The sequence below is a fragment of the Paraeggerthella sp. genome (assembly GCF_048427265.1).
Taxonomy (GTDB): Bacteria; Actinomycetota; Coriobacteriia; order Coriobacteriales; family Eggerthellaceae; genus Paraeggerthella; species Paraeggerthella hominis.
This window is the reverse complement of record NZ_DBFOSR010000033.1, coordinates 1-8281: the sequence shown is the minus strand read 5'-3', so window position 1 is coordinate 8281 and position 8281 is coordinate 1. Positions and strand designations below refer to the sequence as shown.

At 63.7% G+C, this 8281-nt stretch carries 8 protein-coding genes; 1 reads left to right on the top strand and 7 read right to left on the bottom strand.

What is annotated here, in order from left to right:
- Positions 1-369 (bottom strand): DUF1697 domain-containing protein (locus ACMNI9_RS03560; RefSeq protein ID WP_418830896.1); only part of this gene is annotated, 369 nt, incomplete at its 3' end.
- 119 nt (positions 370-488) lie between these two features.
- Here ACMNI9_RS03560 and ACMNI9_RS03555 point away from each other — a divergent pair.
- Positions 489-1580, top strand: a complete 1092-nt coding sequence (locus tag ACMNI9_RS03555) for a dipeptidase (protein WP_225749309.1) — start codon at positions 489-491, stop codon at positions 1578-1580.
- 100 nt (positions 1581-1680) lie between these two features.
- On the opposite strand, the gene ACMNI9_RS03550 is transcribed toward ACMNI9_RS03555, so the two are convergent.
- The 6 genes from ACMNI9_RS03550 to ACMNI9_RS03525 all read right to left on the bottom strand — a co-directional run bounded on the left by ACMNI9_RS03550 (position 1681) and on the right by ACMNI9_RS03525 (position 8196).
- Positions 1681-2082 carry a PaaI family thioesterase gene (locus ACMNI9_RS03550; RefSeq protein ID WP_216528625.1) on the bottom strand — a complete coding sequence of 134 codons (402 nt, stop codon included), beginning with the start codon at positions 2080-2082 and terminating at the stop codon, positions 1681-1683.
- A gap of 83 nt (positions 2083-2165) precedes the next feature.
- On the bottom strand, positions 2166-3218 hold the full coding sequence (locus tag ACMNI9_RS03545; RefSeq protein ID WP_225749308.1) for a hypothetical protein: 1053 nt from the start codon (positions 3216-3218) through the stop codon (positions 2166-2168).
- 54 nt (positions 3219-3272) lie between these two features.
- Positions 3273-4370 carry a 4Fe-4S dicluster domain-containing protein gene (locus tag ACMNI9_RS03540; protein ID WP_225749307.1) on the bottom strand — a complete coding sequence of 366 codons (1098 nt, stop codon included), beginning with the start codon at positions 4368-4370 and terminating at the stop codon, positions 3273-3275.
- Positions 4363-5856, bottom strand: a complete 1494-nt coding sequence (gene gltX, locus ACMNI9_RS03535) for a glutamate--tRNA ligase (protein ID WP_418830894.1) — start codon at positions 5854-5856, stop codon at positions 4363-4365. Before gltX ends, ACMNI9_RS03540 begins: the two co-directional genes overlap by 8 nt.
- 199 nt (positions 5857-6055) lie before the next feature.
- On the bottom strand, positions 6056-6814 hold the full coding sequence (locus ACMNI9_RS03530; RefSeq protein WP_216528621.1) for a DUF1461 domain-containing protein: 759 nt from the start codon (positions 6812-6814) through the stop codon (positions 6056-6058).
- 11 nt (positions 6815-6825) lie between these two features.
- Positions 6826-8196 (bottom strand): carboxylate--amine ligase, encoded by a 1371-nt coding sequence (locus ACMNI9_RS03525; RefSeq protein WP_418830893.1) that lies wholly within the window; start codon positions 8194-8196, stop codon positions 6826-6828.
- Between the last annotated feature and the right edge of the window lie 85 nt (positions 8197-8281).

Genomic DNA, 8281 nt, shown 5'->3' with positions numbered 1-8281 from the left:
AGGTTCTCCTATTTCGTGGAGGACGTCGGAAAACGCGGCGGGCGGCATGATGAAGATCAGGTTATCGTAGATTTCTTTATCCGCGCCTCCCCACCAGGCAGGCGCGTTTTGCAGAATATCCTCGAGCGCTTCTTTGGGCATGCAAAGGACGGGGATAGCGAAGCCAAAGCAGCTGCGCATCATCGACTCGATCTTATCGGTGCATCTTTCTGCGCTGTCGCTGCTTGAGAACAATGCGTTACCGCTGTTCAAATACGTTTTGACTTCCTTGAAGCCAAGTTCTTCGAAGCGTTTCTTCAGCTCTTTCATAGGAATCGTGTTTTTACCGCCGACGTTCACGCCGCGAAGAAACGCAACATACCTTTTCACCGTGCCGCCTTTGCAAGAGTTTTGATTCGATTGTCACCTATTGAAAGCGTGCGCGCAAGGGGCTTTGCAGCGGTACAATAGCAAGGCTTTGATGCGATTCGCGAGAGAGGAGCGCGGCCGTGGGGCTGTTCATGACGTTGGGGGATGCTTCGCCTGAAGAGGCTGCCAAGCTGTGGGGAGACGATATCTTCTCTCGAGCGAAGGATGCGAATCCTGATCGCTTGCGCGTGTTCGACTTGCATTGCGATACGCTCGATCGCCTGGTTCTTTCGGGCGATCCTGGGGTCCCGGGCGGATTCGCCGAGCATGATGCGGCGATCCCTCGTTCGCGCATGAGTTCGCTGGTGGACAATGCCGCCCATGTTTCGCTTGCGCGCACCGCGTCGCTTTCCTGGTGCCAGTGCTTTGCAGTGTTCGTCCCCGACCAGCTGCAAGGCGATGCAGCGTGGGCGCTTTTCGAGCGTGTGGGAAGGTTTTGGGAGATGTCTTTGGAGCGTCATCGCGATGCGATCGCGCGCGTGCGCGACGTGCGCGAGATCGAGGACGCGTTCAAGGCGGGCAAGACCGCCGGGATGCTCACCGTGGAGGGTGCGTCGTTTCTTCAGGATGACGGAAAGGCGTCGGCGCGCCTTGACGCGTTGGCGGAAGCCGGGGTGCGCATGGTCACCCTTACCTGGAACGGCCGGAATGCGTTGGGAAGCGGCAACGAAACGCTCGACGGATTGACTTCGTTCGGGGGCGCGTGCGTGCGCGAATTGGAAGCGCGCGGTATCGTGGTGGACGTTTCCCATCTGAACGAGGCGGGTTTCAGGGACGTATGCGCGATAGCATCCCGACCCTTCGCCGCTTCGCACTCGAACGCGCGGGCGATATGCGACCATCCGCGCAACCTGGAGGATTGGCAGTTGCGCGAGATTGCCGACTGCCAAGGCATCGTCGGCTTGAATTTCTGCCGGGACTTCCTATCGGACCTGCATGCCGATCCTTCGCCTGACGACGTGCTGCGTCACGTCGATCGCATCTTGGAAACGGCAGGGGAGGACGTGCTTGCGCTCGGTAGCGACTACGACGGCTGCGACGTGCCCAGCTGGCTCGATCCATGCGATCGCGTCGCCGACTTGCACGCGCTGCTCGAGCGACAGTTCGGGCCGAACGTTGCCGACAAGGTGTTCTTCGAAAACGCGCGCGCCTTCTTCGACCGCATGGGGTAGCGGCCTCGCCCGAAACGCCGGTTCGATTATCTTCGGGTAAGTAGCGTTCTGGTGGTGCGCCCGAATCCCGAGCGCTCCCGTGGCTTCCGGTCGCGCTTGCTTACCGGTAGCACGTAACCGTCATGCGCGCGATCTGCTTGCCCAGGTCGTCCTCGACGACAACGGTGTAGAAGGCCAGGTGACTGCCTGGCTTGTCGCATGTGGCAGTCGCGGTCAGCTTCGACCCTTTCGTCGAGCGGAGGAAGCTGATGGCATGGTCTACGGAAACGGTGGGCTTTTCGCCGATGTTGCAGGCTATGGCCAAGGCGAAGTCCGCCAACGTGAAGATGGCTCCGCCCATGACGCTTCCCATTGCGTTTCGGTGCACGTCCGACAGTTTCATGTCGCACACGGCTCGTCCCCTGCATCCTTCGACCACGCGGCAGCCAGCTGCTTGGGTGGCGAAGCGATCGTTCTCGAACACGGCTGCGATTTCTTCAAGGGAAGGGTTTTCGGAAAGCATGGGCGTCTCCTTTTCCGGGTACTCGATGCGAACGCCCCGACGAAGCCGGGGCGTTGCGAGGTTGCGTCAATGTGCGGTCGGGTTTATTCCGCGGGAGTTGCAACGGCGGCGTACAGCTCCAGGTAATCGCCGTCCGTCACGGTAACGGTTTGGGATCCCCCTGCGATCACGTACTTCGTCTGCGTAATGGAATCGCTGTCGAAGTCGAGATCCTTCATGACGAACGCCGCGCTGTCCTGCGATGCGTTCGCGGACGCCTCGGCGCTCACCGTGACGGTGTACGTTCCGGCGGGGATATCGACTCCCACGCGATACAGCCCGTTCTCGTAGGGAGCCGCGGGGGCGAAGCTCGCCGCCTTGCTCGGGTACATGCGCAGCTCGTCTTTGCCGGGCAGGAAGGCGATCGCGTCGCCGGCCTCAAGCTGTGCGAAGTAGTTGCCGAAATACGAGACCGCCAGCTCAAGCGAATAGGTTCCCGTGTCGTCGTCGCGATCGAACACGTAGTAGGTGCCCTCGGCATCCGAGCTTCCTTCGAGGAAGTAGAGTCCCGGCTCGATGTCCTTTCCCGGGCCTATCTGGTACACGCCGGCTGTGCAGCGACCGTCCTCGACGGTGCTCGGAAGATCGCCCACCGCTTTCTCGATATCCTCGAGCGTAAGCCCTTCGTAGCGGCTGGTGCCGTAGTCGTCCGGGTTGCCATTTTCGTAGGAATGGTTGTACCCGTATCCCGGTCCGTCGTAGCGAGGGTCGAACGAATCGTTGTAGCTGCGATCGAAGTACAGGGCTCCGCACGCTACGCAGCCGACGCATCCGCCAACGCCCAAAACGAACGCCAGCAGGCACCCGCAGAGCACCCAAGGCCATACCTTCTTCTTTTGCGGTGGCTGCGCGGCGGCCGGGTAGGCCGGGTAGGGAGGCTGCACGGGGTACGGGGGCTGCGGCTGCGGCGGCTGGCCCGCCGACGCGTAGTGCGGCGAGGGCGCGCCGGCGTAGGGGGATTGCGGCTGCTGCGGCTGGGGGCCGCCGTATGTCGGGGGCTGCGGCAGCTGGCTCGTGCTGCTGTAGGGCTGCTGGCCGTAAGGCGGCGCGGGCTGGTCGTTTTGCTGGTCGCCCTCGGGGCGCTCGGGTTCGTTCATGTGACCCTCCTGAAACTCTTCGTTGCGGCGTGCGGTGACGTGTCGCGGGCTTTGCTAGGCTTGTTCGCACCCAGCTTCTTCGGTAAGGAAAACTTCGGCGCTTTCCTCGATCAATTGCACGGCTCCTTGCGCGCAGGCGCTTACGCACAGGCCGCAGCCTATGCAGTAGCGTGCATCGAAAGCAAGCGTCCCGTCTGCGGGGTCTGGGTAGCGCGCGCCGGTCGGGCAGACGGCCGCGCAGTCAAGCGCGTTCGTGCACAGCGCACGGTCGGTGCAGGATATGACAACCGGTATGTTCGGAGCGATGGCGGGCTCGCGGTCGATGGCTTCGAGCAGCATGCGCCGTTTGGGATGCATGGTCTGCTTCGTGTGTCCTTCGGGGGCGAAGTCGTTGAACTGCGGGCTTTCGTTGAGGTTGAGCCGCGCTCGCGCCCGTGCGCGCTCCTTGCGCTCGTAAAATTGCTGCAAAACGTCCGAGTTGCGCAGACGGCGCTTGCCCGAGGCGACGTCTGCCACGTCGGCCGCCAGATTCGTGAACGCGCTGCGTCGATCGACCCCTTCGGGATTCGCCAGATCTTTGACCAGGTTCTCCTTTTCAGGGATTGTTTCAAGGTAGCCCACCTTGCGTCCCGTCCACTGCTCCGCCGTGGCAATGGCGTGCGTGAACAGCATTTCGCCGAACTCTCCCGCCCGGTCGCAGTCTGCGCAGTAAGCTAGGTCCCCCGCGATGCTCACGGGGATGTTCTCGGCCAAAACGAGCGTCCAGAACTCCGGGGAAAGCGTGGCCAGGCAGGGCAGCACCACCACGTTGGCGGCAGGCTGGAATCCGGGGAAGATGTTCTCCTTGCAGGTGATCACCACGTCCTCGCCGCGCAGGGCGATGCGCCGCACGCGGGCGTGCAGGTCGATCATCGTCACGCGCGTAGAGGTGAACGCGTCGCAGATTCCCAGGCAGATGCCGCAGTTCGTGCAGGCTTGCGCATCGATGACGGGCAGTTCCTCGGAGTCGAATTCAATGGCGCCGTGGGGGCATGCGCGTGCGCAGCGGTCGCATGCCGAGCCCCGGAATCGCGTGCAGAAATCCCGCAGCACAAGAATGCGCTGCGGGTGCACGGTCCGCTCATCCTGCGTGTTGTCGGCGACCTCAGCCACCGAACGCCTCGCTTGCCACCTGGTCGATGCGCGCAAGCACGTCCTCGCGCGGCAGAAGTTCGATGCTCTCGAACAGCGGCGGCGACACCATGTTGCCGCATACGGCCACGCGCAGGGGCTGGAACAGCAGCTTCGGCTTCAGTTCCAGCTGCTCGCCCATGGCGCGGCATGCTTCCTGCAGCGCTTCGGCTTCCCAGGCCACGCTTTGGTCGGCAAGCACGCCGCGGCAGGCCGCCAGAGCTTCGTCGGCGCGAGCGCCCTCCTTCTTGAGCACCTTGTTGACGCTCTTTTCGTCAAGTTCGCGCACTTCGGGTCCCCAGAACATGAAGCCCAGCTTGGAAACCACGTCGTCGAGGCGCGTCAGGCGTTCCGCCACCAGGGGATACAGCCCCAGGTAGAACTCGGCGCGCGCAGAGATGTCCTCCGGCGTGGCGCCCAGCTCCAGCAGCCAGGGAAGCGACGCCTGCACCCAGGCGTTCGCGCCCATGTCCTTGATGTACTGGCCGTTCATCCAGTCCAGCTTCGTCTCGTCGAACACGGCGTCTTTCTTGGTCACGCGGTCCAGGCTGAAGCGCTCGCACAGGGTGGCGCGGTCGACGAGCGTCGTCTCGCCGTCGAGCGACCAGCCCAGAAGCGCCAGGAAGTTCACCATGGCGTCGGGCAGGTAGCCGCGCTCGCAGAACTCCTCGACCGAGGCCGCGCCGTGGCGCTTCGACAGCTTCTTGCCGTCCGGCCCCAGGATCATCGACAGGTGCGCGAACGTGGGCACGTCGAAGCCGAGCGCCTCGTAGATGAGGATCTGGCGCGGCGTGTTGGACAGGTGGTCGTCGCCGCGGATGACGTGAGTGACGCCCATGTTCGCGTCGTCGCACACCACAGCGAAGTTGTAGGTGGGGGAGCCGTCCGTGCGCACGACGATCATGTCGTCCATCACTTCGGCCGGGAAGCTCACGTGGCCGTACACGGCGTCGTCGAACTCGATGGGGCCGTGGTTCTCGGGCACGCGCAAACGCCACACATGCGGCTCGCCTGCGGCGATGCGCGCAGCTGCGTCAGCGGGGTCGATGCAGCGACAGGTGCGGTCGTAGCCGGCGTAGCCGCCTTCGTTCGCCTCGGCTGCGGCGCGCTTGGCGTCGAGCTCTTCTTTCGTGCAGAAGCAGGGGTACACGCTGCCGCGCTCTTTCATGAGTTCGAGCGCTGCGGCGTACGTGTCCATACGCTGGGTTTGGAAGTACGGTCCGGCCTGGCCGCCCACCTCGGGGCCTTCGTCCCAGTCAAGGCCGAGCCACTTCATGGCATTGAGGATGACCTGCACGTTTTCTTCGGTGGAGCGCTCGGGGTCGGTGTCTTCGATGCGCAGGATGAAGTCGCCGCCCATCGCGCGGGCGAACGCCCAGTTGTAGATGGCCGTACGGGCTCCGCCTACGTGCAGCCGCCCGGTGGGCGACGGGGCGAATCGAACGCGAACTTTCTTCTCGTCTGTCATAGCCGTGGTAATCCTCCAGTTGAATAACGTCATGTTCAAGCCGAAGCACGGGCTTCGGCGATACTTGCAAGTATAGACAACCCGAAGGCCGGAGCAAACCGCGGCTGGCCCATCCTCACTCAAAATGCTCGACCGAGCAGCAGCAGGAAGCTGCTCGCGCACGGGTCGCGCAGCGCCGAGAACCTCGCCGTCCGCTTTCTTAACGGGGAAGGCTCCGGCGCCGCAGCGCCGTTCCCGTGAACGCGGCGATCAGGGACAGCGCGCCCGTGACCGTCAGCCAGACGGCCCCCATTCCCATCCAGAATGCGGGCGGGTACATGGTGATGAGCAGCGACTCGTACGAGAACGTCCAGGTTCCGTCGGCGAAGAACAGCGAGTGGAACGCGGCGAAAAAGCCGTTGAAGTCGACGACCACCCAGGCGGACAGCGCGGCGAACACGGCCAGCACGACGATCCCCGCGCAGGCCAGCGCGCCGCCCACAGCCCGTTTGCCAGCGCGTATGCCCAGGTAAACGCAGAACGCGACAGCGGCGAGGGCAACGGCGGCAAAAGCGACGCCCGCAGCCGCTATCACGCGGTGCACGTCGTCGAGGTGCGAGAGCGCTTCGGGGTTGAGCGTGTAGGCGTCGGGCGCGGCGGCAAGGGCTGTTTCGTCGGCTTCGGCGTAGGGCGTCTGCGCGTTGCGGTTGACGTCGCGCAGCATGGCGAACACGGCTTCCCGGTCGTTGGACCCCACGGTGTAGTCGCGCGTTGCGACGGCGGCTTGCACCAGATCGTCGTGCGAGAACGGCGTCGACGGGTTGTCCGCGCCGCTGAACATGCCGGCCAGCATGCCGGTGGTTTGCGGCAAGCAGCACGCGCCGAGCCCCGCCGCCACGAACGTGACGGCTAGGGCGATGGCGGCAATCCCCTGCGCAAGGCCGTGCTTTGCCCCGCGCCTTGTTTCGTGCGACGGCATCTTCGGCTCCCTTAGTCCTTGTCAACCCAGATGGTGGCGGCGGTCATGCCCTGCATGTCCTTCGAGATGGTGGGCAGGGGCCCCAAGCGGCTGAACACGCCCTGGAACACGCCGTCGTACAGGTACAGGCCGTTCAGGTTGTTGTACATCTGCGGATCGAAGGGCACCTGGTCGTCGGAAAGCCCGTCTATCCCCGTGTCCGGCGGCAGCGTGAGCGTCTTGAAGGGGCGGATGTAGCGCTGCACGATGAAGGGGTAGCCCGCGCGTCCGTTCGCGAAGCGGTCGACCAGCTCTTCCCAGCGTTCGGGCGAAACGGCGCAGCCTGCGTAGACATCGTCGGCCCCGTAGTGGTCGGTGGGCTTGATGATCCATTCGTCCTTGTTCGCGCGGATCTGATCGACGTTGACGTGGTCGTCGTCCAAGAACGCGGTCAGGGGCACGGTTCTCTCGACGAACGAGATCTCGTCGGCGTCCAAGAACTCGATGGTGCGCTTGTCGAACAGAGCTTTGAATATCTGCTTGTCGTGCACGATGTGCCCGGCGAAGCTGCCGATGAGCGCCACCTTCTCTGCGCGCACGGCGTTGATGAGCTGCTGCGAGTCGTCCCAATGGTCGATGACGTCGTTCGTGACGCAGCGGCGCCAGATGGCGTTGACGGGCTTGCCTTCGGCGTCGCGCAGCGTTTCGCCGTCGAAGCTCAGGTCGCGCACATCGGCCACGACGCAGTCCACGCCGCGGCGCTTGAACAGCTCGGTGTAGATGTGGAACTCGTCGACCACGCCGTTTTCCAGGTAGTCGCAGATGGCGAAGCGGGGGTTGTCCACCTTGTGCTCGTAGGTTTCGTAGATGGACAGAAACGCGTCGACCCAGGACTCGAACAGCTCGCAGCCTTCCACGCGGTGGTTGCGGGAGAACGCTTCGAATGCGGGAGAGCTCGCGATGGAGTTCGTGATCTCGCGGTTCTCGTTCATACCCGAGGACCCGTCGCCGTTGAACTCGCAGAACTCCATGCGGTAGTCGTCTTCGTTCAGGAAGGTGTCCACGCGCGCGAAGGGCAGCAGGGAGTCGTAGCCGCGCGGCAGCAGGATGAGCTCTTCAAGGCGCGGATCGAAGTCGAACACGCGGCGGTACTGGGGGTCTTCCAGGTAGCGCGCGATCACCTTGCACAGGATGCGGTGCGAGGTTTCGGCCGTTTCCTTCATAGTGCGGTACGTTTGCGCGTTGAACAGGCGCGGGACGTACGAGCAGGCCACAACGCGGTGGTGCACGATGGCGGTGGAGCTTTGCATGTAGTCGTACGCGGCGCGTCGGCCGGCTACGTCGCCGTCAAGGCGCTCGAGGATGTCGAAGTACTCGCGGGTGTATTCGGCGTTGGTTGGCATGGCGATCCTTTCGCAGACCCGCCCGTGGAAGCGTCGGGCAGGGGGTTCACGTTTGGAAAAAAGTGTAGCACGAGCCGATCGCCCG